Annotated in this window: 25 protein-coding genes; 14 read left to right on the top strand and 11 right to left on the bottom strand. The window is 61.0% G+C overall.

What is annotated here, in order from left to right; translation table 11 throughout:
• Window positions 1–142 precede the first annotated feature (142 nt).
• The gene (locus L8K08_RS10185; RefSeq protein WP_106578452.1) at window positions 143–520 is read right to left on the bottom strand and encodes a hypothetical protein; all 378 of its coding nucleotides are present in this window, start codon (window positions 518–520) and stop codon (window positions 143–145) included.
• 198 nt (window positions 521–718) lie between these two features.
• Between L8K08_RS10185 and L8K08_RS10180 the strand changes: the two genes are divergently transcribed.
• The 3 genes from L8K08_RS10180 (at window position 719) to def (ending at window position 2,590) form a co-directional block, all read left to right on the top strand.
• On the top strand, window positions 719–904 hold the full coding sequence (locus L8K08_RS10180) for a CsbD family protein (protein WP_076015848.1): 186 nt from the start codon (window positions 719–721) through the stop codon (window positions 902–904).
• Between the two features lie 181 nt (window positions 905–1,085).
• Window positions 1,086–2,054: a YihY/virulence factor BrkB family protein gene (locus L8K08_RS10175; protein WP_242196327.1), complete on the top strand. Its 969-nt coding sequence runs from the start codon at window positions 1,086–1,088 to the stop codon at window positions 2,052–2,054.
• The gene (gene def, locus L8K08_RS10170; RefSeq protein ID WP_145159503.1) at window positions 2,051–2,590 is read left to right on the top strand and encodes a peptide deformylase; all 540 of its coding nucleotides are present in this window, start codon (window positions 2,051–2,053) and stop codon (window positions 2,588–2,590) included. The genes L8K08_RS10175 and def overlap by 4 nt, the downstream gene beginning before the upstream one ends.
• Window positions 2,591–2,726: 136 nt before the next feature.
• Here the strand turns inward: def and L8K08_RS10165 are convergent, their stop codons facing one another.
• Complete coding sequence (locus tag L8K08_RS10165; RefSeq protein WP_242196324.1) at window positions 2,727–3,545, bottom strand: methyltransferase; 819 nt, start codon at window positions 3,543–3,545, stop codon at window positions 2,727–2,729.
• Window positions 3,546–3,610: 65 nt separating this feature from the next.
• The gene (locus tag L8K08_RS10160; protein ID WP_145159499.1) at window positions 3,611–4,042 is read right to left on the bottom strand and encodes a GNAT family N-acetyltransferase; all 432 of its coding nucleotides are present in this window, start codon (window positions 4,040–4,042) and stop codon (window positions 3,611–3,613) included.
• 301 nt (window positions 4,043–4,343) lie between these two features.
• Here L8K08_RS10160 and L8K08_RS10155 point away from each other — a divergent pair, with 301 nt between their 5' ends.
• The 6 genes from L8K08_RS10155 to L8K08_RS10130 all read left to right on the top strand — a co-directional run bounded on the left by L8K08_RS10155 (window position 4,344) and on the right by L8K08_RS10130 (window position 9,651).
• Window positions 4,344–5,273, top strand: coding sequence for a fatty acid desaturase (locus L8K08_RS10155; RefSeq protein ID WP_242196321.1), 930 nt, complete (start codon window positions 4,344–4,346; stop codon window positions 5,271–5,273).
• Window positions 5,274–5,282: 9 nt separating this feature from the next.
• Window positions 5,283–6,074, top strand: coding sequence for a PhnD/SsuA/transferrin family substrate-binding protein (locus L8K08_RS10150; protein WP_242196318.1), 792 nt, complete (start codon window positions 5,283–5,285; stop codon window positions 6,072–6,074).
• A gap of 108 nt (window positions 6,075–6,182) precedes the next feature.
• A complete protein-coding gene (locus L8K08_RS10145; RefSeq protein ID WP_242196315.1) occupies window positions 6,183–6,986 on the top strand; it encodes a sigma-70 family RNA polymerase sigma factor in 804 nt (267 codons plus the stop codon).
• Between the two features lie 65 nt (window positions 6,987–7,051).
• Entirely contained in the window at window positions 7,052–8,056 is a 1,005-nt protein-coding gene (locus L8K08_RS10140) for an ABC transporter substrate-binding protein (protein WP_242196312.1), read from the top strand.
• Window positions 8,056–8,982: an aliphatic sulfonate ABC transporter substrate-binding protein gene (locus tag L8K08_RS10135; protein WP_242196309.1), complete on the top strand. Its 927-nt coding sequence runs from the start codon at window positions 8,056–8,058 to the stop codon at window positions 8,980–8,982. Before L8K08_RS10140 ends, L8K08_RS10135 begins: the two co-directional genes overlap by 1 nt.
• Window positions 8,983–9,264: 282 nt before the next feature.
• Window positions 9,265–9,651 carry a hypothetical protein gene (locus L8K08_RS10130; protein ID WP_242196306.1) on the top strand — a complete coding sequence of 129 codons (387 nt, stop codon included), beginning with the start codon at window positions 9,265–9,267 and terminating at the stop codon, window positions 9,649–9,651.
• Window positions 9,652–9,817: 166 nt separating this feature from the next.
• Here the strand turns inward: L8K08_RS10130 and gstA are convergent, their stop codons facing one another.
• Window positions 9,818–10,420: a glutathione transferase GstA gene (gene gstA, locus L8K08_RS10125; RefSeq protein ID WP_242196303.1), complete on the bottom strand. Its 603-nt coding sequence runs from the start codon at window positions 10,418–10,420 to the stop codon at window positions 9,818–9,820.
• A gap of 96 nt (window positions 10,421–10,516) precedes the next feature.
• Here gstA and L8K08_RS10120 point away from each other — a divergent pair, with 96 nt between their 5' ends.
• Window positions 10,517–11,386: a LysR family transcriptional regulator gene (locus L8K08_RS10120; RefSeq protein WP_242196301.1), complete on the top strand. Its 870-nt coding sequence runs from the start codon at window positions 10,517–10,519 to the stop codon at window positions 11,384–11,386.
• Window positions 11,387–11,554: 168 nt separating this feature from the next.
• The gene (locus L8K08_RS10115; RefSeq protein ID WP_242196298.1) at window positions 11,555–12,874 is read left to right on the top strand and encodes a PAS domain-containing methyl-accepting chemotaxis protein; all 1,320 of its coding nucleotides are present in this window, start codon (window positions 11,555–11,557) and stop codon (window positions 12,872–12,874) included.
• 116 nt (window positions 12,875–12,990) lie between these two features.
• Here L8K08_RS10115 and L8K08_RS10110 read toward each other — a convergent pair whose 3' ends face one another.
• The 5 genes from L8K08_RS10110 to L8K08_RS10090 all read right to left on the bottom strand — a co-directional run bounded on the left by L8K08_RS10110 (window position 12,991) and on the right by L8K08_RS10090 (window position 17,095).
• Window positions 12,991–13,527, bottom strand: coding sequence for a hypothetical protein (locus L8K08_RS10110; RefSeq protein WP_242196296.1), 537 nt, complete (start codon window positions 13,525–13,527; stop codon window positions 12,991–12,993).
• Window positions 13,528–13,660: 133 nt separating this feature from the next.
• Window positions 13,661–15,076, bottom strand: a complete 1,416-nt coding sequence (locus L8K08_RS10105) for an MFS transporter (RefSeq protein ID WP_119741516.1) — start codon at window positions 15,074–15,076, stop codon at window positions 13,661–13,663.
• A gap of 139 nt (window positions 15,077–15,215) precedes the next feature.
• Window positions 15,216–15,953: an NAD(P)-dependent oxidoreductase gene (locus L8K08_RS10100; RefSeq protein WP_242196295.1), complete on the bottom strand. Its 738-nt coding sequence runs from the start codon at window positions 15,951–15,953 to the stop codon at window positions 15,216–15,218.
• A 15-nt stretch (window positions 15,954–15,968) separates the two neighbouring features.
• A complete protein-coding gene (locus tag L8K08_RS10095; RefSeq protein WP_242196292.1) occupies window positions 15,969–16,601 on the bottom strand; it encodes a glutathione S-transferase in 633 nt (210 codons plus the stop codon).
• Between the two features lie 59 nt (window positions 16,602–16,660).
• Window positions 16,661–17,095 carry a PACE efflux transporter gene (locus L8K08_RS10090; RefSeq protein WP_242196289.1) on the bottom strand — a complete coding sequence of 145 codons (435 nt, stop codon included), beginning with the start codon at window positions 17,093–17,095 and terminating at the stop codon, window positions 16,661–16,663.
• 109 nt (window positions 17,096–17,204) lie between these two features.
• On the opposite strand from L8K08_RS10090, the gene L8K08_RS10085 reads away from it, so the two are divergent.
• On the top strand, window positions 17,205–18,080 hold the full coding sequence (locus L8K08_RS10085) for a LysR family transcriptional regulator (protein WP_242196286.1): 876 nt from the start codon (window positions 17,205–17,207) through the stop codon (window positions 18,078–18,080).
• A gap of 135 nt (window positions 18,081–18,215) precedes the next feature.
• Here the strand turns inward: L8K08_RS10085 and L8K08_RS10080 are convergent, their stop codons facing one another.
• Entirely contained in the window at window positions 18,216–18,449 is a 234-nt protein-coding gene (locus L8K08_RS10080; RefSeq protein ID WP_242196283.1) for a DUF6124 family protein, read from the bottom strand.
• Between the two features lie 456 nt (window positions 18,450–18,905).
• Window positions 18,906–19,937 carry a LacI family DNA-binding transcriptional regulator gene (locus tag L8K08_RS10075; protein ID WP_242196409.1) on the bottom strand — a complete coding sequence of 344 codons (1,032 nt, stop codon included), beginning with the start codon at window positions 19,935–19,937 and terminating at the stop codon, window positions 18,906–18,908.
• A gap of 212 nt (window positions 19,938–20,149) precedes the next feature.
• On the opposite strand from L8K08_RS10075, the gene L8K08_RS10070 reads away from it, so the two are divergent.
• Window positions 20,150–20,683 carry a gluconokinase gene (locus L8K08_RS10070; RefSeq protein ID WP_017139216.1) on the top strand — a complete coding sequence of 178 codons (534 nt, stop codon included), beginning with the start codon at window positions 20,150–20,152 and terminating at the stop codon, window positions 20,681–20,683.
• 84 nt (window positions 20,684–20,767) lie between these two features.
• On the top strand, window positions 20,768–22,120 hold the full coding sequence (locus L8K08_RS10065; RefSeq protein WP_106578477.1) for a GntP family permease: 1,353 nt from the start codon (window positions 20,768–20,770) through the stop codon (window positions 22,118–22,120).
• Window positions 22,121–22,139: the final 19 nt, after the last annotated feature.

Below are 22,139 nucleotides of genomic sequence, written 5' to 3'. Positions count from 1 at the left end.
GGGTTTTTTATTGGCCTGGATTGGAATGCAATCCAAATGTGGGAGCGGGCTTGCTCGCGAAAGCGGTGGATCAGTAACACATCCGGCGACTGACACACCGCATTCGCGAGCAAGCCCGCTCCCACATTGTTGATCTGCGTCTTTACACCGCAAACTGCGCGAAGCTCACACCCGCACCTGCCGGGCGCACATCGGTAAGGAACGAATCCTTGTCCGCGCTCAGCTCCAGAGTGATCTCCGGGCTGCGCTTGCCTGCATTGCGCACCACCAGGCCTTCAAGTTTTTCACGCAAAAATGCTGTCGGCACCTTCAGGTGCAGCAACTGGTCGGACTCGGCGTTGTGCATCAACAGGTGAATCCACTCGTACTGGCCCACGGCAATACGGCCCACCGGCAGGTCGAACCACCAGATGTTGCGTTTGCGGTCCAGGTCGGTGAAGTGGCAGTTGTTGAGGCCGAGTACGGCACCGCCCAGTTCCTGGTTTCTGCGGGCGATAGCCTGTGCTTTATTGAGTTTCATAACCTTCCTACGGGATCTGTTATTCAGCGTTATAGCCTGAATGTGCGGGGCATTCTCGTGGGTTGGCTGCAAAACATAAAGCCAAACCTGCAGGCGGCGATGAAATGCCGGTCGAAAAATAATTGAAACTCTGCCGAACAGCCTCGGGTCAATCTCTACGTAATGACCAAAAACCTCGATTGTTCCAGGAGAAATACCATGAGCAGCACATCGGATAAGGCAAAAGGTTTGGCTAACGAAGCCGTCGGCAACGTCAAGCAAGGTGTTGGCAAAGTGACTGGCAACGACAAGCTGCGCGCCGAAGGCGTGGTTCAAGAAAAGAAAGGCGAAGTGCAGAAAGCGGTGGGCGACACCAAAGATGCGGTAAAAAAAGCCACCAAGTAAGTCTGAATCGCTGGCTGTATGCGTGCAGCCCGACGGCCATCCACGGATGGCCGTTTTTATGTCAGATGCTGCAACTAAAATCTGGTAATTGTTTCAAAGTCGCCAAGTAGGCTACTTTTGATGTAGAAAACGGCCCCTGAGTCGCCCACGACCTCACCCTTTTGCGGCGAAAGGAGACGCTATGATTTTTCCGGTATTACAAGGTTTACCCCTGCATAAGGTGCTGGTGCGCACCGTCAAGGAATTCGTCGATGACGAAATGCCCACCTATGCCTCGGCACTGGCCTACCAGATGCTGTTCTCGTTGTTTCCTTTCCTGCTGTTCCTCATCGCCCTGATCGGTTTCCTGCACCTGCCGGACTTCTTCACCTGGCTGCGCATGCAATCGGAACTGGTGCTGCCGCCCCAGGCGCTGGAGCAGGTCAACCCGGTGATCGACCAGTTGCAGCAGTCCAAAGGTGGCTTGCTCTCCGTGGGTATCGTGATCGCCCTGTGGACCGCCTCCGCCGGTGTACGGCTGATGATGAGCGCGATGAACGCCGCCTACGATGTGGTCGAAGGCCGTCCGATCTGGAAGCGCTTCCCGCTCTCGGTGTTCTACACCGTCGGCATCGCCGGCATGCTGCTCGCCGCCGCGGCGTTGATGGTGCTTGGCCCGCAGGTGATGGAGTGGCTCGCCGGGCAGATCGGCATGCAGGAATTCGTGGTGACCTTATGGACCATCCTGCGCTGGCCGCTGATCGTGATTTTGCTGATGTTCGCCGTGGCCCTCATGTATTACGTGATGCCCGATGTGGAGCAGAAATTCCGCTTCATCACGCCAGGCTCGGTGCTCGCCGTGGTGGTGTGGATCGTTGCTTCCCTGGGCTTTGGCTACTACGTTAAAACCTTCGCCGACTACAACGCCATGTATGGCAGTATCGGTGCGATCATCGTCCTGCTCCTGTACTTCTATATTTCCGCCGCGGTGCTGCTGCTGGGTGCGGAGATGAATGCCGTGATCGAACACATGTCGGCTGAAGGCAAGGACCCGGGAGAAAAAGAGTTCGATGAACCCGCCGAGCACGTTTCTGACACGGATGAAAAACAGCACGTCTCAGGCCTAGGCCGGGACCACTCCAAGCCCACACCCATTGAGCCTGATCGATGATCCGTGAAATCCTGAAAATGGGCGATGAGCGCCTGCTGCGTATTGCACCGCCGGTTCCGCCGGAAATGTTCGACAGCCCCGAGCTTTGGCAGTTGATTGACGACATGTTCCAGACCATGGAACACGTCGGCGGCGTTGGCCTGGCCGCACCGCAGATCGGCGTCGATCTGCAACTGGTGATCTTTGGTTTCGAGGCCAGCGAGCGTTACCCGGATGCGCCACCGGTGCCGCAGACCATCCTGATCAACCCGTTGATCACCCCGCTCAGCCCGGTGGTGGAAGAGGGCTATGAAGGTTGCCTGTCCGTGCCCGGCCTGCGTGGTGCGGTAGACCGTTACCAGCAGATTCGCTACGAGGGTTTCGACCCTAAAGGCGAGCCGATCACACGCATCGCCGAGGGTTTCCATGCGCGCGTGGTGCAGCATGAATGCGATCACCTGATCGGCCGGTTGTATCCCTCGCGGATTACCGACTTCAGCAAGTTCGGGTTCATTGAAGTGATGTTTCCGGACATGGATCCGAAGGCTGACGAATAGCTTTCAGGCCCAATGAGATCCAAATGTGGGAGCGGGCTTGCTCGCGAAGGCGGTGTATCAGTGACATATCCTGTGACTGATACTCCACATTCGCGAGCAAGCCCGCTCCTACCTTTGCATTGCATTTCAAAGCGGGTTATTTAGCCGGTTTCACAAACCGCAACGTCATCCGATCCGACTCGCCAATCGCCACATACTTGGCCTTGTCCTGTTCACCCAACTTCAATGCCGGCGGCAAGGTCCATACCCCACCGGGGTAATCCTTGGTGTCCTTCGGGTTGGCATTCACCTCGCTTTGCCCCGCCAGCTTGAACCCGGCGTCCGTTGCCAGCTTCACCACCTGCGCGGTGGTCAGGTAACCACTGTCCTTGATCGCTTCCAGATCCGCCCCATCCTTGGCCCGATGATCTTCCACGCCCAGCACCCCACCGGGCTTGAGCACCGTGTAGAACGCGCTGAAGGTGGCCGGCGCGGTGCCCGCGTCAACCCAGTTATGCACATTGCGAAAGGTCAGTACGGCATCGGCCGACGCAGGCTTGCCGAACACCGGCGCCTTGGGATCGAACTCGACAACCTCGGCCCTGGCATAACGCGCAGGGTCGGCGGCGAATTTGTTTTTCAGGTTCTGTTCGGACGTCGCGGCGTAAGCACTGCTGCTCGCAGCCTGCACGGCGGCGACGTAATGCCCATGGTCCTTGAGCAACGGCGCCAGCACTTCGCTGTACCAGCCGCCGCCCGGCGTGATTTCGATCACCGTCTGCTGGGCGCCCAGGCCGAAGAATTCCAACGTTTGCTGCGGATGGCGGTAAACATCGCGCGCGCTGTTGGCCGGGTCGCGCCAGCTGCCGGCGAGCACGCTGGCGTACTGCGCGGCGGTAATCGGTGAATCGGCTGCCTGGCTGAGCGTTGGAACGAGCAGGGCGGTGAGGGACAAAGCTGCAAGCGTCGTTTTCATGATCATCCTGTAAGGGGCCACTGTGCCGTCGAGGCTAGCATGGGCCTCTGCCGGGCGATCACACATTATCCGAGGTGCACCTCACCCTTGGTTATAAGCCCCATGGCGATCATGGGTTTATTGCGTTTGTAGCGCACCAGCCGCTCGCTGAGCGATTGTGGCAGCACCGTGTCCTGAGTGAAGCCCATGCGCTGGTACACACCTTCCAGATCCGGATGGCACAGCAGCCAGACTGTGCCTTCCACCTCGGCCACAGCCTGCAGAATCAGCCGCGCCGCCAACCCGTTGCCGCGATACGCGGGGTCCACAAACACCCCGGTCAGCCACTGCCCACCCACCACCGGGCTCAGGCACAACCCGGCCACGATTTCGCCGTCACGCGCCACCCATAAACGCCCACCTTTGATGGCTTTCATCGACGAATCATGGCTACGGTAAAACTTGTTGAGCAGCGGCCACAGGGGCGCTGCCAGCGGTTCGAGGTGCAGTTCGGGCATGGTCTTCAAGCGAGCAATATCAAGGGCCGGGGATTATAAGCGCCTTCTGCCCGGCAATAGGTGGTATACCCACTGTTACATCCCCTTCAGTTGAGCATGCATCATGGCCAAAGGTATGGATTCAAAGAAAGCCGCGAAGAAGAAACCGGCAAAAACCGCCGATGAAAAACGCGCCGACAAAAAAGCCAAGAAGTCCGACACAGGCCTGTTCGGTCACTGAGTTACAAGCTTAGAACCAAACGGTCTGCAAGATTTTCGAGCCTCAATGCACAGAGCAGGAAACACCTGCTCTGAGCTGCCGATGGCCAACTACCTTGATCTGACCCAGCGCCGGGAAATCGAAGCCCTGGTGCACCGTTTTACCGCCCGAACCGAATGGCCGACCTGGCTGTTGCTGATCGGCGTGTACACAGGCTGGTTCGCCGTGATGCTCGCCAGTCAATGGCTGGGCCTGTGGCTGAGCACCCTGCTGCTGATCCCGTTGGTGACGCTGTGGCTGTCGGTGCAACACGAATTGCTCCACGGCCATCCCACCCGCTCGCTTCTTGTAAACAAACTGCTCGGCTATGCGCCATTTGCCGTGTGGTATCCCTACACGCTGTACCGCGAAAGCCATTTGTTGCACCACAACGATGAAGACCTGACGCTGCCGGGCATCGACCCGGAAAGCCGCTACCTCAACCAATTGCAATGGGACAACAGCTCGTTGCTCAAACGCCGCGTGCATTGGCTGACCAAAACCGTGCTCGGCCGGTTCCTGCTCGCGGCGCCGTTGGCGATTGGCCGACTGGCGCGTCATGAGCTTCAACGCTTGCCCCACGTGTGGCCGATGTGGCTGGCCCACGGCGTGGTGACTTTATTGATGCTGAGCTTCATCGCCCACTGCAGCGCACTGCCGGTGTGGCATTACCTGCTGCTGGTCAGCGTGCCGGCCTTGTCCCTGGCGTCGATCCGTTCCTACTATGAGCACCGTCCGCACCGGCAGCCGGAACAGCGCACCGTCCTCAACGAAGCGGCCTGGCCCTGGACCTGGCTGTTCCTCAACAACAACCTGCACCTGGTGCACCATGACTTGCCGAAACTGCCCTGGTACCTGCTGCCCACCGTCTACCACGCCCGCCGCGAACAATGGGTGGCGCGCAGCGGCGGGTTTGTGGTGCAGGGCTACGGCCAATTGATCAGCCGCCACGGCCTCAAGGCCATCGACAGCCCCCGGCACCCTTTTGCCTGAGAGACGCCCATGCGTGATCACTACGCCGAATTGCTGATGTACGTCGCCCCCGAAGCGGTGCAGCGCGCCAACCAGCAGTGGTTGGCGCGGATAGTCGAGCGTCTGAACCTGAGCCGCCGCAACGCCGACCACCTCGACCTGCACGGCCTGTGGCTGGCGCCCGAACTGCTCGTCACGCAAACCTGCGGCTATCCGCTGATGACCCAACTGCGCGGCCAGGTGCGCGTGATCGGTCGCCCACGCTACGAGTTGGCTCACAGCAGCCAGGGCGAACACTGCAGCCTGCTGCTGACCCGCGACGACAACCCGCGAACCGCGCTGGCGGACTTCTACCACAGCCGTGGCGTGATCAACGGCCATGACTCCAACAGCGGCATGAACCTGCTGCGCGAACGTCTCGCGCCGTTGCAGCGCGGCGGCCGTTTCTTTGCCAGCGTCGGCATCAGCGGCGCCCACCGTGAAAGCCTGCGCTGGCTGCGCGAAAACCTTGCCGACCTCGCCGCCATCGACAGCGTCACCTACGACTACCTGGCGCGTTTTGCCCCGCAGGAAGTGGCGGGGCTGCGCATCGTCACCCGCAGCGCGCCGAGCCCGACCTTGCCTTACATTGGGCCGCTTGGACTGAGCGATGAGCACGTGGCGCAGATCCGCGAGGCGATGAACCTGGCGTTGCAGGATTTACCGCAGGTGGTCGACACGCTGGGTATCCAGCAAGTGCTGCCCGCCCGCGAAGACGACTACCGCGTGCTGTTGGATTACCAGCAACAGGCGGTCAACGCGGGTTATTCGAAGCTTCAATAAGGTTATATAAAAATACTTTTTAAATATTATTAAAGAATAAGCAGCCTTGCTAGGATCGCTCCACCGGAACACCGGACATAACGCGCAACCTACTCAGATGGAGCCACTATGTCCGGCGCCGACACTTCTCACAGCGATTACGTGGGCGGATTGTTCCGCAGTCATTACGACTGGCTGTGCAGCCGTTTGCACCGCCATCTCGATTCGCGTGCCCACGCCGAAGACATCGCCGCCGACACCTTCGTCCAACTGCTGAATTCGCCAGGCGTGGTGCCGATACGCCAGCCCCGCGCCTTGCTCACCACCATCGCCCAGCGCCTGATGTACCAGCTGTGGCGCCGGCGCGATCTGGAGCGCGCGTATCTCGATGCCCTGGACAACGACGAAGCCTGCACCGCACCGTCTCCCGAAGACCTGGCGCACATGCTCGAAGCCTTGCAGGCCATCGACCAGTTGCTCGACGGCTTGCCGGCCAAGGTCAAGGCGACGTTCCTGCTGTCGCAACTCAATGGCCTGACGTATCCCGAGATCGCCGCCGAACTGGGGATTTCCCAACGCTCGGTCAGCGACTACATGGCCCGCGCGCTCAACCGTTGCCTGCCACTCGCTGCCGGCCTTGAAGTGCATTTCGACCGTGCCGGCTTCGGCCCGGTGCGGGTCAGTTCGGCCGGCGCCACGGCGTGGATCGATGGCTTGCTGCAAGTGCGCGACCGCCCGTTGGCGGAAGTCATCGACGCGTTGCGGCCCTATCACCGTGGCGTGTTGCGCCTGGACCCGTCAGTCGCCGGCTTGCGCGTCAGCGGCCTTTATCGGCTGGACAACCCGCAGCAAATCCTCGACACCCTGGCGCGCAGCTTGCCGATCCACATCACCCGCCGCACCGGGTTGTGGGTAACCGTCAATGCGGCCTGAAGGTTTCACCCAGTGACCCTGCCCACTTTGAATGCGTTGTGAATCGAATCTCCAAGAGGCTACTCATGAAAACACTAAAAAACCTGCTCGGTGGTTCGCTGCTGGCACTGACCGTCCTGGCCCACGCCGCCGACGCCGTCAAACCGATCCACTTCGGCGACATCACCTGGGAAAGCGGCAGCCTGATCACCGAAGTGCTGCGCCTGATCGTCGAGAAAGGCTACGGCCTGCCCACCGACACCTTGCCCGGCAGCACCGTGAGCCTGGAGGCCGCGCTGGCCAAGGACGACATTCAAGTGATCGGCGAAGAGTGGGCCGGGCGCAGTCCGGCGTGGGTCAAGGCCGAAGGCGAAGGCAAAGTGTTCGGCCTGGGCGACACGGTCAAAGGCGCCACCGAAGGCTGGTGGGTGCCGGAATACGTGATCAAGGGCGACGCCGAGCGCGGCATCAAACCGCTGGCGCCGGACCTCAAGTCGGTCGCCGATCTTGCGCGTTACAAGAACGTGTTCCGCGACCCCGAAGACCCAAGCAAAGGCCGCTTTCTCAACAGCCCCACCGGCTGGACCTCGGAAATCGTCAACAGCCAGAAGCTCAAGGCGTATGGCCTGACTGACACCTTCGTCAACTTCCGCACCGGCTCCGGCGCGGCGCTGGATGCCGAAGTGGCGTCGTCGATCCGCCGCGGCAAACCGGTGTTGTTCTACTACTGGTCGCCAACCCCGCTGCTCGGCCGCTTCAAGCTGATCAAACTGGAAGAACCGCCGTTCAACGCCGAGGCCTGGAAAACCCTGGCCGACGCCAATAACCCGCACCCCATCGGCACCCGTTCGATGCCGGCGCACCTGGCGATTGGCGTGTCGGCGCCGTTCAAGGCGCAGTACCCGCAACTGGTCACGTTCTTTGAAAAAGTCGACCTGCCGATCGACCTGCTCAACGGCATCCTTGCGCAGATGAGCGAGAAACGTGAACAGCCACGCCAGGTCGCGCTGGCGTTCCTCAAAGAGCAGCCGAACGTCTGGCAGCAATGGGTGCCGGCGGATGTCGCGGCCAAGGTCAAGGGAGCCCTCTGATGCTCAAAGCCCTCGCTGTTGTGGTTCTTTCGCTGGTGGCCAGCCATGTGCTCGCCGCCGAACCTTCCACGTTGCGCATCGGCTACCAGAAAAGCTCGGTGAGCATGGTGCTGGCCCGCGAGCACAAGTTGTTTGAAGACGCGCTGCCCGGCACCCAGGTGCAATGGATCGAATTCCTTGGCGGCCCGCCGCTGATCGAGGCGCTGAACGGCGGCAGCCTGGACATCGGCAACATCGGCGACATCCCGCCGATCTTCGCCCAGGCCGCCGGCATTGATTTGCAGTACTTCGCGGTCGAGCCGAACGAGGGCAAGACCGAAGCGGTGTTGGTGCCCAAGGCCAGCACGATTCAGAGCGTGGCCGAGCTCAAGGGCAAGCGCGTGGCGCTGCTCAAGGGTTCCAGCGCACACAACCTGTTCCTCAAGAGCCTGCTGCGCGCCGGTTTGCAGTGGAAGGATGTCGACGTGGTGTACCTGTCGCCGTCCGATGGCCGTGCCGCGTTTGAACAAGGCAAGGTCGACGCCTGGGTAGTGTGGGACCCGTACTACTCCGCGGCCGTGGTCGACGGTTCCGCCCGCGTGCTGGGCGATGGCCAAGGCCTCAACCCGGCGGGCAGTTTCTTTGTGGTCAGCAGCCCGTTTGCCAAGCAGCACCCGCAAGCGGTCGGCACGATTATCAACACCCTGGCCAAGGCCCAGCGCCTGTCCCTGGACCAACCCGAGCAAAGCATTGCGCTGATGGCCAAGACCCTGGGCCTGCCACCGGCGGTGGTTAAAAGCTACTTCGAACACCGCTCACCCGCGCCGATTCGTCCGCTGGAAGCCGTCGACATCGCCAACCAGCAACGCACTGCCGACCTGTTTTTTGCCAATGGCCTGATCCCGAAGAAGGTCGATGTGCAGCAGATCGTGTTCAAGGGCCCCTGAATCCTGCGGCCAGCAAGCCTCCTGTGAGCGACCGGGCTTCCCGTGGCGAGCGGGGCTGTTGTGGCGAGCGGGCTTGCCCCGCGTTGGGCTGCGCAGCAGCCCCAAAACCATTCACCGCAGTGTGTCAGGGGACGCGCGCAGGTCTGGAATGGGGCCGCTTCGCAGCCCAACGCGGGGCAAGCCCGCTCGCCACAGGAAGCCCACTTGCCACAACAAGCCCACTTGCCACAGGAATCCCGCTCGGCACAACAAGCTCTAAAACCTCCCATCAGTGAGCAGACCATGCAACCGATCTACATCGACTTTCTCAACGGCCTGGACATCGACGCGCTCAACCTGTCCAACGAGGAAATCCTCACTGCCATCCAGGCCAGCCTGGCGCTTCAGGGCCGTGGCGAGGCGGTGATCGAGCCGCGCACTCACCTGATTTCTGGCGGCGGCATCAACGGCCACTTCACCGGGCTCGGTGCCGCGGTGGACACGCCGGTGGCCGATCGGGTGGAAGACTACGCCGGGCAGGCGCTGGCGGTGGTCGACAAGACCCGCCGGTGGACCTGCGTGGTGTATCGCGATTGGGGCAGGGTACGCGGCGGGTCCATGACGCGGTGCGCAGCGAAGTGGCGCATTTGGATCAGGACCGGTCGGGCTCGGTGGATGTGCTGGCGTTGAGTGCGTTCATCACCGATGGCAGCTTGAAACCCTTTCTTTGAAACGAAGCAGATCAACTGTGGGAGCGGGCTTGCTCGCGAAGGCGGTGTATCAGCTGATGCATGCGCTGACTGACCCACCGCATTCGCGAGCAAGCCCGCTCCCACAGGGTTGATTGCATTTCAGGTCATGGATTTTCGGCAGCCAAGGCCTCGATCACAGCCTGGCGCTCACCCACTCTGTGTTGAAACGCCGCCAACGTCGGCCACTGTTGCAAATCAATAGCGTGGACACTCGCCCAACGCAGCACCACAAACAAATATGCGTCCGCCACCGAATACTGCTCGCCCAGCAGGTAGTCCTGACGCTCCAGTGTCTGCACCAGAATTGCAAAGCGCTTGAACAGCGTGGCCACAAACATCGCCCGCACTTCGCCTTGAATGGCCGGGTTGAAGAAAATCGCCAACCCGCCATGAATCTCGCTGGCGATAAAGTTCAGCCATTCCTGCAACCGTACGCGTTGCCAACTGCCATTGGCCGGGGCGAGCAGGGCGGCGGGTTTGAGGTCGGCCAGGTATTGCAGGATGGCACTGGCTTCGGTCAGCACATCGCCGTTGTCCAGTTGCAGCGCCGCCACGTAGCCCTTGGGGTTGATCTGCAGGAAGTCTTCGCCGTCGCCGAAGGTTTTAGCCTGGTTGTTCACCTGCACCAGCTCGAACGGCAGCGCCAATTCGCGCAGCACGATATGCGGGGCGAGCGAACAGGCGTTGGGGAAAAAATACAGTTTCATCAAGGGCGACTCCGTTGGGTTTGCGCCAGTCTCGCGGGCGTGGCACCGTGCGTAAAATTAAACCTGCAAACCCCATCCATAAGGACAGCTACTGCCATGATGAACCTGATGCACTGGCGCCTGCTGGTGGCCGTCGCCGACCACGGCAGCATCACGGCGGCTGCCGAACAGGTGGGCATGACGCAGTCCGCCGCCAGCCAGGCCATGGCGTCCATGGAGGCGACGCTGGGCGCGCAACTGTTTACCCGTGAACCGCGCAAGACGTTGCCCACAGCGCTTGGGCTCAATGTGATCGCGCAGGCGCGGGTGATGATGGGCGCGCTGCAGGCCATTCGCACCACGGTGGATGAAGCGCGCCCGCTGCTGCGTGGGAACATTCGCATCGCCAGTTTTCCGAAGGTGCTGGCGACTTTTCTCGCGCCGTTGCTGCAGCGTTTCCGTCAGTTGAACCCGGGTATCGAGGTCACCACCCTGGAAGTGACCGACAGCGAAGTGCACACCTTGCTCGACGCGGGCCTGATCGATTTGGGCGTGGTGCTCAACCCCAAGCCCGAGCGCAACGCCACGGTATTGGGTCGCGACCTGTGGATGGCAGTGCTGCCATCCCATCATGCACTGGCGCAGCGCGCGGAGGATGCCAGCGTGGCGCTCGAAGCCTTGCTCGAACAACCCTTCGTACTGGCCACCGGCGGCTGTACCGCGAATGCCCGCAGCCTGGCGGCCGACGCCGGCCTGCGCCTGCGCGATATCCGCGTGGAAGTACGTGAATGGAGCAGCGCCTACAGCCTGGTGCGCGAGGGCGTCGGTGTCACGCTGGTGCCGGAAATGGCTTTGCCGGCACAGCGCACTGGCCTGCGCGTGATGCCGCTGACGGTGCCGTTGTACCGTGAGTTTGCCTTGGTCGGTTCACCGACCCTTCCACCCTCGGCGGCGGTCGGTGCATTGTTAAAAATGCTGGCTGACTAGTGGCCTTGCATAGCGCCATGCCCTGTCTATGCTCACCCACAACCGTTGATGACGCTTGGCATGTAAAGCGATTCGGATGGTTTTTTCCCCATGACGGTGTGCCAGCAATAGCCAACTGAAGAATGGAATGCGCCGTCTCAGGCGCCGGGAATCTAGGGTGATCTGACCATGTTCAACCGCCATCACAAATCCGACCTGCAAGAAATCGAACGTTTTTCCTGTGCCCTCACCGAAGCCAACACCAAGCTGGCTGCCATCAGCCGTTCCATGGCGATGATCGAGTTCGACCGCAACGGCGTGATCCTCGACGCCAATCTCAACTTCTGCAAAACCATGGGCTACAGCGTGGAGGAGATTCGCGGCAAACATCACCGCATCTTTTGCGAAGAGGCGTACACCCACACCGAGACCTACGCCAAGCTGTGGCGCGACCTGGCGCGGGGTGAAGCGCTCAGCGGCACGTTCATGCGCTTGAACAAGCGCGGTGAGCAAGTGTGGCTCGAAGCCAGCTACATGCCAGTGCTGGACAGCAGCAATCAGGTGCTGAGCGTGATCAAAGTGGCGTCGGACATTTCTGCGCGGGTTCACCATGAACACGAGAACCAGAGCCTGATCGACGCGATCAGCCGGTCCATGGCCGTGATCGAGTTCACCCCACAAGGCCAGATCATCAACGCCAACGACAACTTTTTGCGCACCGTGCAGTATTCCCGCGAAGAAATCATTGGCCAGCACCACAGCATGTTTTGCCATCGCGGCGAAGTGGAAGCCCCGGCGTACAAGGCCTTTTGGGCCTCGCTCAACCGCGGCGAATACCATTCCCACCGCTTTGAACGCAAAAACAAGTACGGCAAAACCCTGTTTCTGGAGGCCTCCTACAACCCGATCTTCGATACCAATGGGCGCCTGTACAAAGTGGTGAAGTTCGCCAGTGACATCACCGATCAGGTCACCACCCTGCGTACCGCCGCCGACTCGGCCCATGCCACCTCAGTACAAAACGATGCCTGCGCACGCAAGGGCTCGGAGGTGGTGCAGCAAACCGTGCAGATCATCGAAGAGATTTCCCACGACCTGAACCAGGCGGCCCAGAGCATCGATGCGGTGAGCAAGCAGTCGGACATCATCGGCTCCATCGTGCAGACCATTCGCAGCATCGCCGAGCAGACCAATATGCTCGCGCTCAACGCGGCCATTGAAGCTGCGCGGGCCGGCGAGCATGGGCGCGGGTTTGCGGTGGTGGCTGATGAAGTGCGCAGCCTTGCGGCGCGTACCAGCCAGGCGACGGTGGAGATTGTGGAGGTGGTGCGCAAGAACCACGACCTGTCGCTGAGCGCGGTTTCGAGCATGCAGTCGAGCCTGAGCCGCACCGGGCTTGGGGTGGAGCTGGCGAATGAAGCGGGGCAGGTGATCCTGGAAATTCAGGAAGGGTCACGGCATGTGGTGGATGCGATCAGTCAGTTCAACTCGACCCTGCAGCTGCAGTAAGCGCGATCCCTGTGGGCGCTGGCTTGCCTGCGATGCAGATACCCCGGTGTATCAAGTACACCCAGGTGAGGCTATCGCATGCAAACCAGCTCCCACAGTTTGATTGGCCGTGTCGGTTAAATCGCAGCCAGGGTCTCTTTCACCGACTGCGCCGGGTCCGTGGCTTTCGCCGCTACTTGCTGTTCTTGCTGCTGCTTCACACGATCAGCCACTTGTTTGGCAATCGCGTCCTGTTTTTCCTGCGGCATGGCTTGCACCTGCTCTTCGGTCAAACCCTGCTCCTTGAGCAGCTGTTCGCGAATGCGTTCGGCCGGGGATTTGTTCATGTAGTCGGTGAAGTCGGCGCGCGCGCTGCTGGTGGTCGAGCCGGCGGCAGGCACATCGGTGCTTGTTGCCGTCGTGGTGGATGCCGTCGTGGCGGTCGTTGCCGCCGTGCTGGCTTGCAACTGCACACGGGTCTTGGCAAAGGCTTCGTCGATACGGTCGTTGGCCTTGTCCAGGTCCTTCTGCGCGGCCGGTGCGGTCACGCTTTGCTGCGCCGCTTGCAGGGCGCCGCTGTACAGCGTGCCGGCGGCGGCATTGGCGGGGTCCATGTCGGGTCGCTTGAGCTGTTGGACGGTCGACACCGCTTGGGCGTTGTTGTTAACCAGCATGATCGGTCACCTGAGGATGTGTTCGGTCTTTCAGGCGGAGCAAATAGCATGCCGAGGGCGATGTGCCCGTTTTTATTGGGGATGACACCGCCGCCGCGGCAATCTTTGTCCCGTCGGCGGCCAAGGCTTGCCGTCAGTGCGCAATATTTTCCAGCGCCAGGTTACGCGTGCGCGGCCCGAACCAGCTGATGGTGATCATCACGATCAACATGCTGCTGGCGATAAACGCCAGCACGCCCGGCGTGCCCAGGTGTTCGAGGATAAAACCGATCAACAAGCTGCTGAACACCGTGGACAAACGGCTGAACGAATAGCAGAAGCCCACCGCCCGCGCGCGGATATTGGTGGGGAACAGTTCGCTTTGGTACGAGTGATAACTGAAGCTCAGCCAGGCGTTGCAAAAGGTGATCATCACCCCGCAGATCACCAGCCCCACCGCCGTGGTTTGCAGGGCGAACAGGCTGCCGAAGATCATCGCGCCCATGGCCGAGCCGACGATCTGCCATTTGTTTTCGAAGCGGTTGGCCACCTTCACAAACAGCAACGGGCCCAGCGGGTAGGCGAGGGTGATGATAAAGGCGTACAGCAAGCTGTGGGTCACGCTCACGCCCTGGCCCGAGAGCAACGCCGGCAACCAATTGCCGAAGCCGAAAAAGCCGATGGCCTGGAACACGTGAAACACGATCAGCATCAACGCGCGGCGGCGGTAAGGCGGTTGCCAGATATCGGCAAAGCGGCCGTTGCCCTGCACGCTGACGGCTTCGGGTTCGGGTTCATCCAGCGCTTTACCGTGGTCTTTCTGGCAGCGTGCTTCCAGGCTGTCCATGATCTGCCCGGCTTGGTCAAAACGGCCTTTCTGCGCCAGCCAGCGCGGTGACTCCGGCAGACGCTTGCGCAGTTGCCAGATAAACAGCGCAAACACTGCACTGCTGAGCACCACCCAGCGCCAGCCGGACACCCCGAACGGCGCCTGGGGCACCAGCCACCATGACATCAACGCCACCGCCGGCACTGACAAAAACTGGATGAAAAACGCAAAGGCAAAGGCCGAGCTGCGCATGCGCTTGGGCACCAGTTCCGAAAGGTAGGCGTCGATGGTCACCAGTTCGATGCCCAGGCCAATGCCCACCAGAAAGCGCATGCAGATGATGCCCAGGGCGGAGGTCTGGATGCCCATCAACACCGTCGCGACGGTGTACCAGATCAACGCGAAGGTGAAGATCGCCCGCCGCCCGAAGCGGTCGGCAATGGGGCTGAGCAGGCTGGCGCCGAGGAACAGGCCGAGGAAGGTTGCCGAGGCGAAAGCGGCCTGGTCGGAGAACCCGAACACGCCCTCGCTGCCGGTGTGGAAAATCCCGTCGCTGATCAGGCCGGGGCTGATATAGGCGGTCTGGAACAAGTCATACAGCTCGAAAAAACCGCCGATCGACAGCAACGCCACCAGGCGCCAGAGCGTGGCGACGGCGGGCAAGCGGTCAATGCGCGCGCTGATGTGGGCGGCACGGATCGGGTCAATGCCGTCCGTGGCTGAGGCGGTGAGTGTCGACATGGGCGGATTCCAGGGGCAGTGACCTGGAATCTTAGCGGGCTAACGTAAACCGGCGCTTGTGAAATTGCGTGCGCCACGGCACGCAATTGCCGATTTATTGCGCCAAGCCTTCAGGTTTGAAGGTTTTATGGCGCAAGGGTCAGTAGGTGATGGGCATCTCGAAGGTCTGGAATGCATCGTCCACCGGCTGATAGCCCAGCACCCGTGTGGTTTCGCTCAGGTCCAGGCGCTTGAAGCGGTTATTGGAAATGCCGTGGGCGATCAGGTGTTTGACCCCTTCGACTTCAACCGAGCGTTGCAGCAATTGCACGGCGTCACGCGGGCTGAGCCAGGCGCTGAGGTCGCGGGCGTTGTTCAGGTCGGGGGTTTGGCGCGATTCGAAGGCGCCGATGCGCAGGGCAATGGTCGACAGCGCGGTTTTTGCCGCGTAGTAGCTGCACAGCGCCTCGCCGTAGCATTTGCTCACGCCGTAGAGGTTGGCGGGCATGACCTGCATGCCGGGCGTGATCTGCCGGTCAACCGGGTAGCCCTCGATGGCTTGCGCGCTGCTGGCGTACACCAGGCGTGTTACGCCCGCGGCCACGGCGGCTTCGAACAGGTAGGTGGTGGCGAGGATGTTGTTGGGCAGCAGCTCCTCGAACGCGGCGCTGGCGTCGGGGATGCCGGACAGGTGCACGATCACGTCGATGCCATTGAGCAGGCCGGCCAGGCTGGCTTTGTCGCTGAGGTCGGCGTTGATGTAACGGTGCTCGCCCAGGTCAAAGTCCGGTGCGGCGCGGTCAGTAAGGGTGAAGCGGTAGCGGTCTTTCGAGGCTTCGAAAAATACCCTGCCGATTCTGCCGCAGGCGCCGGTGAGCAATACGTTGAGTCCTTTCACGGGGGTGTCCTTGTTTCAGTTATGACCGGCGAGGGCGAAGGTCTGAAAGCCCGGGCGTTGGCTGAGGCGCTGGTAGTAGGCGGCCACTGCGGGGTAGGGCGGGCGCTCCATCGGGGCGTTCTGCCAGCGATGCACCGAGAGGCCGATGAGGATATCGGCGAGGGTGAATTCGTCGCCAGCCACGTAGGCGCCGGTCTTGGCCAGCTGTTGCTCCAGCAGGCCCATCTTGTCATTCCATACCTGCACGGCGGCGGCAATCTGCGCCGGGTCGAGACCGTCCGGGTTGTTGCGCACCAGGGCGGTGAACGCATTGCCCCAGGCGCGGTTGAGTTCGGTGGCTTGCCAGTCCATCCACTGCTCGACCCGAGCGCGTGGCGCCGGCTCGGCGGGCAACAGGTCGTGGCGTTGGTAAAGGCCTATCAGGTAGCGGCAGATGGTGTTGGATTCCCACAGCACGCCGTGGTCGTCGATCAGCACCGGCACCTGGGCGTTGGGATTCAGGGCGAGGAACTCGGCCGACTGGGTGGGTTTGAAACCGATGCCCCAGTCTTCGCGCACGTAGTCGATGCCCAGTTCCTGGCAGGTCCAGAGCACTTTGCGCACGTTGATGGAGGACGTGCGGCCCAGGATTTTCAGTGAGTGTCCCATGGTACTTCCCTGACGATGGAGATGACCCATGGGAATCTATCAGGGGTAAACCTTCGACGCTACGCGGTTGTGGCCGGCAGCGCCGACGCGGGCAAACCGAAGGTGCGGTCGAACAGCCAGTTGAAGGCAAACGTGTAGCAGGGAATGAACAGGATCAACGCCAGGTCCAGCATAAACGCCTGCACCAGGCTGACCTTCATCCACCAGGCGATCAGCGGAATCAGGAAGACGATCAGCGTCAGTTGAAACCCGACCGCGTGGGCAATCCGCCGTTTGACGGTGCGCGTGCGGTCGGCCTGGCGGCTTTCCCAGCGCTCGAACACTGAGGTGTAAATGAAGTTCCAGCTGACCGCGATGGTCGTGATGACGACCGCCAGCGGCCCCGTGCTGGAGGGGTGAGTGCCCGACAGCAGCGCCAGCCCGAGCGCCGAGAAGGTCATGCCGATCAGCTCATAGAGCGACACATACACCAGTTTGCGTTTCACGCCTTGCATACCACTTCCTCTTTTCTACGTGACAGGAACCTCAGAGGGCGCAGAAGATAGCGTCAGCTTGGCTGATACTAAAAGTCAGAAGGTTTCAGTTTTATTGATAGGTGACGCGATGAGTTTTACCAGCGACAGTGTCCAATTGTTCTTGGCGGTGGTGGAGCGTGGCTCGTTTTCGGCGGCGGCGCGGGCATTGGGCAAGGTGCCTTCAGCGGTGAGCATGGGCATTGCCAACCTTGAAGCCGAGCTGGGTTACCCGTTGTTCGATCGCAGCCACCGCGAGCCGGTGCCCACCGACTTGGCGCTGGCGTTGATTCCCCATGCACGGCTGATGGCCGAGCAACTCAAACAGTTGCAGGTGCATGCGTTGCAACTGTCTCAGGGTCTGGAGAGCAAGCTGTCGATTGGCGTGGGCGCCGACATCAATACGCGCCGCCTGCTGGCCGCCATTGGCGAACTCAGTGAGCAATTCCCGTTGCTCGACATCGAAGTGCTGACCGCCCCGCAAGATGACGTTTTGCAGCTGCTGCACAGCGGCCGGGTGCAGCTGTGCCTGGCCTATGCGGGGTTGAGCGTGAATGTGCTGGAGCGGTTTCAGTTTGTCGGCAGCGAGCAACTGATGGCCTGTATCAGCCCGCGACACCCCCAGGCGGGCGGCGAACCGTTTTTGGAAGATTTGGTGCGGGTGCGACAGATTCTGGTGGCCGGTCGGGACTTGCCCCTCAGCGATCGTCGGCCACTGGTGGGGCAATCCTATTGGCGGACCGACACCCTGGGCATGGCGCTGGAGATGGTGGAAGCCGGGCTGGGCTGGGGCAACTTCCCGCAGTCGGTGGTGGCGCCGTTGCTGGCGGCGGGGCGCTTGCGGCGCTTGAACTTCAAGAACATCGAGAACGGGCTGGCGATGGTGGTGAATGCGGTGTGGTTGAAAAATCAGCCGTTGCACAGAGGAGCGTCGGCATTGGTAAAAATGCTGGCTTCAGCGGATTAACCCTGCCCTCAAGTGGGCACGGTAAAGGTGGGAGCGGGCTTGCCCGCGAAGGCGCTGGGTCAGTCAGCCCATGTGTAGCTGACCCGCCGCCATCGCAGCCAAGCCAGCTCCCACATTTTTAAACCGAGCGGGGCGTCAGGTTCGCGGTGTTTGCTGGTCCATGGCTTTGCCTACCATGAGCACTGATAGCTCGCTCAATTGATGAATGGCGAGGGCTACGTCGCGGTGCTTGCCAGTGAGGTCATCGGAGAGGTCGAGCAACAAGGCGCTGACGGAACATACGGTTTCGTAGCTGTTGATCAGCAGGGATTCGATGGGTGTATCGGGGATGATGGTGAAGAGCGTATTCGGGGAATTGACGCTTTGCATGGTTGAAGTACCTGGCTTGTGCCAACACCCGCATCGCTACTAAACAAGTTGGGTGGCAACTGTACGCAGGTTAGTAGACCGGTAATCCCACACAAACCCGGCGCGCCCGAAGGCGCCCTACGCACAGCCGCCATAATGGGCTTGTGCATATTGTGTTGGGAGGTTCGGGCTACTAAACCCGGTCACCGAGAAATTCAGCGACCGGTAAACCCTAAAGACCACCACCCAAGCGCACAAGCCGGCGGATTCTGACGTAAGCGTAGGCAGCCGGGCAAGGCGCTCACCGCAATGTCAGCCGCGTCCTACAGGCGTCCTACATCTCAAGCGGGCACGGTAAAAAAGGTAGGAGCTGGCTTGCCTGCGATGGTGGTGAGTCAGTCAACACATCATTGCCTGACACTGCGCCATCGCAGGCAAGCCAGCTCCCACACTGTGGTTGTGTTTGGCCTTCAAAAATCAGGTGCTCTCGCGCACTTGCAACTCAAAGCCCATGTCCACCACCGGCTTGGCGATCTTGTTGCCGGCCATGATCGTCAACAGGTGCTCTGCCGAACGCCGGCCAATCGCTTCACGCGGTGTGCTGATGCTGCTCAAGCGCGGCACCATGAAAGAAGAGGCGGGCAAGTCGTTGAAACCCAACACCGCCACGCGCTCCGGCACGTTGATGCCGTGACGCAGGGCTTCGAGCAGTGCGCCCTGGGCCAGGTCGTCGTTGCCGAAGAAAATCGCATCCACGTCCGGATGCGCCGCCAGCAACTGCAGAAACAGCTCGCCACCCAAACCCACGGAGGAGGGGCGCGGCGTCAGCAATTCCAGCGCCGGGTCATACATACCGGCGTGTTGCAGCGCGCGGCGGAAACCTTCACCGCGCAGCAACGTACGCTGGTCCAACTGCGCGCCGATGTACGCCAGGCGCTTGCGCCCACGCGAGATCAAGTGCGCCGCCGCCGTTTCACCCGCACTCAGTTGCGAAAACCCCACACAGTTCACGCCGGCATTCGGGTCCAGGTCCATCATGTACACACACGGCACATTGCTGGCCTCGACCATCCGGCGCGCGCTTTCGGTGCGGTCAAAGCCGGTCAGCAGCAACCCGCGTGGCTGGTAGGCCATGTAGTTGCGCAACAGGTTTTCTTCTTCGTCGCGTGAATAGTGGGAGTTGCCGATCAGCACTTCAAAGCCCTTGGGCCGCAGCACTTGGTGGATGGCTTCCAGGGTTTCGATAAACAGCAGGTTGGACAGCGACGGCACGATGACCACCACCGAGTGGCTTTGCGCCGAGGCCAGGGCGCGGGCGGCGGGGTTGACCACGTAGTTGAGTTCGGCGGCGGCCCATTGCACTTTTTCCACCAGCTCGGTGGCCACGGTGCTGATGCCACGCAGGGCGCGCGAGGCGGTGATCGGGCTGACGCCGGCCAGGCGGGCGACTTCGTTGAGGGTCGGGCGACCGGTGGTGCGGGTATTTTTATCGTTCTTGGAGGTCATCAGGCGGTTGCCAAACAAAAATCGAGGCACTAAGGTAGCGCTGTCTCCAAAAGGCTGCAAATGCTTGAACTCAGGGTTGCCTGATCCGGTTCAACGGTTTCGGAGAGGATGCACGCGTCACTCCATAAAAATGACAAGTCGGCGCGGGAAAAGCCTGTTTTTGCACTAGCCTTACAGCGTGCGAAGGTAGCGCTATCTGCGTCCTGAGGTGTTTCATGAGTCAACCTGTTACCGCCCTGGTCATCATGGGTGTTTCTGGCTGCGGCAAGTCCAGTGTCAGCGAAGCCCTGTGTCGCCTGAACGGCGCCACCGCCATCGAAGGCGACAGCTTTCACCCCGCCGCGAACATCGAAAAGATGAGCGCCGGCCATCCCCTCAACGACGACGACCGCGCCGGCTGGCTCGACATCCTGTGCGATGAACTGCGTCGCTCGCTCAAAGCCGGCGAGCATCCGGTGCTGACCTGTTCGGCGCTGAAGAAAAAATACCGCGACCACCTGCGCGAAGCCGCGCCGGGCCTGGGCTTTGTGTTCCTGGAGCTGACCCGTGCCGTGGCCGCCGACCGCGTGTCCCATCGCCCCGGCCATTTCATGCCGGCCAGCCTGATCGACAGCCAGTTCGCCACCCTTGAATCGCCCGTGGGCGAGCCGCTGACCCTGGCGCTCAACGCCAGCGAAGACAGCGTCGAGGACCTGGCCGAGCAAACCAATGCCTGGTGGCTGCAACACGGCTTTGAACCAACCCATTAATTTTTTGCCGGAAAAGATAGCGCTATCCCCGGCAGGAAATTCAACACCCGCTTTAATAACAACAACAAACAGGAGAGACCCCCCATGTTTGGCATGTCCCACGAGTCTTACCTGCTGCTAGATGCAGTGGTCACTATCATCGGGCTGATCTTTTTGATCACCAAGTTCAAGGTGCACCCGTTCATTGCACTGATCATCGCGGCCGGCTTCCTCGGCCTGACTTCGGGCATGCCCGTGGACAAGATCATCAAGGCGTTCCAGGACGGCTTTGGCGGCGTGCTCGGCTTTGTCGGCATCATCCTCGCGCTGGGCACGATGCTTGGCAAAATGATGGCCGAATCCGGCGGCGCCGATCAGATCGCGCAGACCTTGATCCGCGCCTTCGGCAAAGAGAAAGTCCAGTGGGCGATGATGTTCGCCGCGTTTCTGGTGGGCATCCCGCTGTTCTTCGAGATCGGTTTTGTGTTGCTGATCCCGCTGGTGTTTATCGTTGCGCGCCGCACCGGCGTGTCGCTGATCAAAATCGGCATCCCGCTGCTCGCCGGGCTTTCGGCGGTGCACGGCCTGGTGCCACCGCACCCGGGCCCGCTGCTGGCCATCGGCGTGTTTGGCGCGGACATCGGCAAGACCATCCTGTACGGCCTGATCGTTGCTCTGCCAACCGCCATTATTGCCGGGCCAATTTTCGGTACGTTTATCGCCAAGTACATTCCGGGCAACCCGTCCCAGGAACTGGTCGATCAACTGGCCCGCGAGCCGGAGTCCAAAGACCTGCCGAGCTTCAGCATTACCCTGATCACCGTGCTGCTGCCGGTGTTCCTGATGCTGCTCAAAACCTTCGCTGACGTCGCGCTGCCGGACGGCCACGCCATTCGTAACTGGATGGACATGATCGGTCACCCGATCACCGCGTTGCTGCTGGCGTTGCTGCTGTCGCTGTACACCTTTGGCCATCGCCAGGGCATTCATTCCAAGCAAATTCTCAAGCTGCTCGACGCCAGCCTGGCGCCGACCGCGGCGATCATTTTGATCATCGGCGCCGGCGGCGGTTTCAAGCAGATGCTGGTGACCAGCGGCGTGGGTGACGTGATCGGCCACATGGCGGTGAACGCGCAGATCAACCCGATTTTGCTGGCGTGGCTGGTGGCGGCAGTGATTCGCGTGGCGACTGGTTCCGCGACCGTGGCGACCATTACCGGCGCAGGCATTGTGGTGCCGGTGGTGGGCATGATCCCAGGCGTGAACCGTGAGTTGCTGGTGTTGGCGACGGGCGCAGGCTCACTGGTGTTGTCTCACGTCAACGATGCGGGTTTCTGGCTGGTGAAGCAGTACTTCAACATGACCGTGGTCGAGACGTTCAAGACCTGGACAGCGATGGAGACCATCCTGTCGGTGGTGGCGCTGATCTTTATCATGTTGCTGTCGATGGTGGTGTAACAGGTTCACCACAAAACAA

It is taken from the genome of Pseudomonas sp. TREG-RG-20F-10-E-6-01, from assembly GCF_022662455.1.
GTDB lineage: Bacteria > Pseudomonadota > Gammaproteobacteria > Pseudomonadales > Pseudomonadaceae > Aquipseudomonas.
Note: the sequence above shows the minus strand (reverse complement) of the source record. Positions and strands in the feature narration are given on the sequence as shown.

Coding starts and splice junctions, on each gene's coding strand:
- L8K08_RS10185 (WP_106578452.1), bottom strand. CDS start 520: ATGAAACTCAATAAAGCACAGGCTATCGCCCGCAGAAACCAGGAACTG.
- L8K08_RS10180 (WP_076015848.1), top strand. CDS start 719: ATGAGCAGCACATCGGATAAGGCAAAAGGTTTGGCTAACGAAGCCGTC.
- L8K08_RS10175 (WP_242196327.1), top strand. CDS start 1,086: ATGATTTTTCCGGTATTACAAGGTTTACCCCTGCATAAGGTGCTGGTG.
- def (WP_145159503.1), top strand. CDS start 2,051: ATGATCCGTGAAATCCTGAAAATGGGCGATGAGCGCCTGCTGCGTATT.
- L8K08_RS10165 (WP_242196324.1), bottom strand. CDS start 3,545: ATGAAAACGACGCTTGCAGCTTTGTCCCTCACCGCCCTGCTCGTTCCA.
- L8K08_RS10160 (WP_145159499.1), bottom strand. CDS start 4,042: ATGCCCGAACTGCACCTCGAACCGCTGGCAGCGCCCCTGTGGCCGCTG.
- L8K08_RS10155 (WP_242196321.1), top strand. CDS start 4,344: ATGGCCAACTACCTTGATCTGACCCAGCGCCGGGAAATCGAAGCCCTG.
- L8K08_RS10150 (WP_242196318.1), top strand. CDS start 5,283: ATGCGTGATCACTACGCCGAATTGCTGATGTACGTCGCCCCCGAAGCG.
- L8K08_RS10145 (WP_242196315.1), top strand. CDS start 6,183: ATGTCCGGCGCCGACACTTCTCACAGCGATTACGTGGGCGGATTGTTC.
- L8K08_RS10140 (WP_242196312.1), top strand. CDS start 7,052: ATGAAAACACTAAAAAACCTGCTCGGTGGTTCGCTGCTGGCACTGACC.
- L8K08_RS10135 (WP_242196309.1), top strand. CDS start 8,056: ATGCTCAAAGCCCTCGCTGTTGTGGTTCTTTCGCTGGTGGCCAGCCAT.
- L8K08_RS10130 (WP_242196306.1), top strand. CDS start 9,265: ATGCAACCGATCTACATCGACTTTCTCAACGGCCTGGACATCGACGCG.
- gstA (WP_242196303.1), bottom strand. CDS start 10,420: ATGAAACTGTATTTTTTCCCCAACGCCTGTTCGCTCGCCCCGCATATC.
- L8K08_RS10120 (WP_242196301.1), top strand. CDS start 10,517: ATGATGAACCTGATGCACTGGCGCCTGCTGGTGGCCGTCGCCGACCAC.
- L8K08_RS10115 (WP_242196298.1), top strand. CDS start 11,555: ATGTTCAACCGCCATCACAAATCCGACCTGCAAGAAATCGAACGTTTT.
- L8K08_RS10110 (WP_242196296.1), bottom strand. CDS start 13,527: ATGCTGGTTAACAACAACGCCCAAGCGGTGTCGACCGTCCAACAGCTC.
- L8K08_RS10105 (WP_119741516.1), bottom strand. CDS start 15,076: ATGTCGACACTCACCGCCTCAGCCACGGACGGCATTGACCCGATCCGT.
- L8K08_RS10095 (WP_242196292.1), bottom strand. CDS start 16,601: ATGGGACACTCACTGAAAATCCTGGGCCGCACGTCCTCCATCAACGTG.
- L8K08_RS10090 (WP_242196289.1), bottom strand. CDS start 17,095: ATGCAAGGCGTGAAACGCAAACTGGTGTATGTGTCGCTCTATGAGCTG.
- L8K08_RS10085 (WP_242196286.1), top strand. CDS start 17,205: ATGAGTTTTACCAGCGACAGTGTCCAATTGTTCTTGGCGGTGGTGGAG.
- L8K08_RS10080 (WP_242196283.1), bottom strand. CDS start 18,449: ATGCAAAGCGTCAATTCCCCGAATACGCTCTTCACCATCATCCCCGAT.
- L8K08_RS10070 (WP_017139216.1), top strand. CDS start 20,150: ATGAGTCAACCTGTTACCGCCCTGGTCATCATGGGTGTTTCTGGCTGC.
- L8K08_RS10065 (WP_106578477.1), top strand. CDS start 20,768: ATGTTTGGCATGTCCCACGAGTCTTACCTGCTGCTAGATGCAGTGGTC.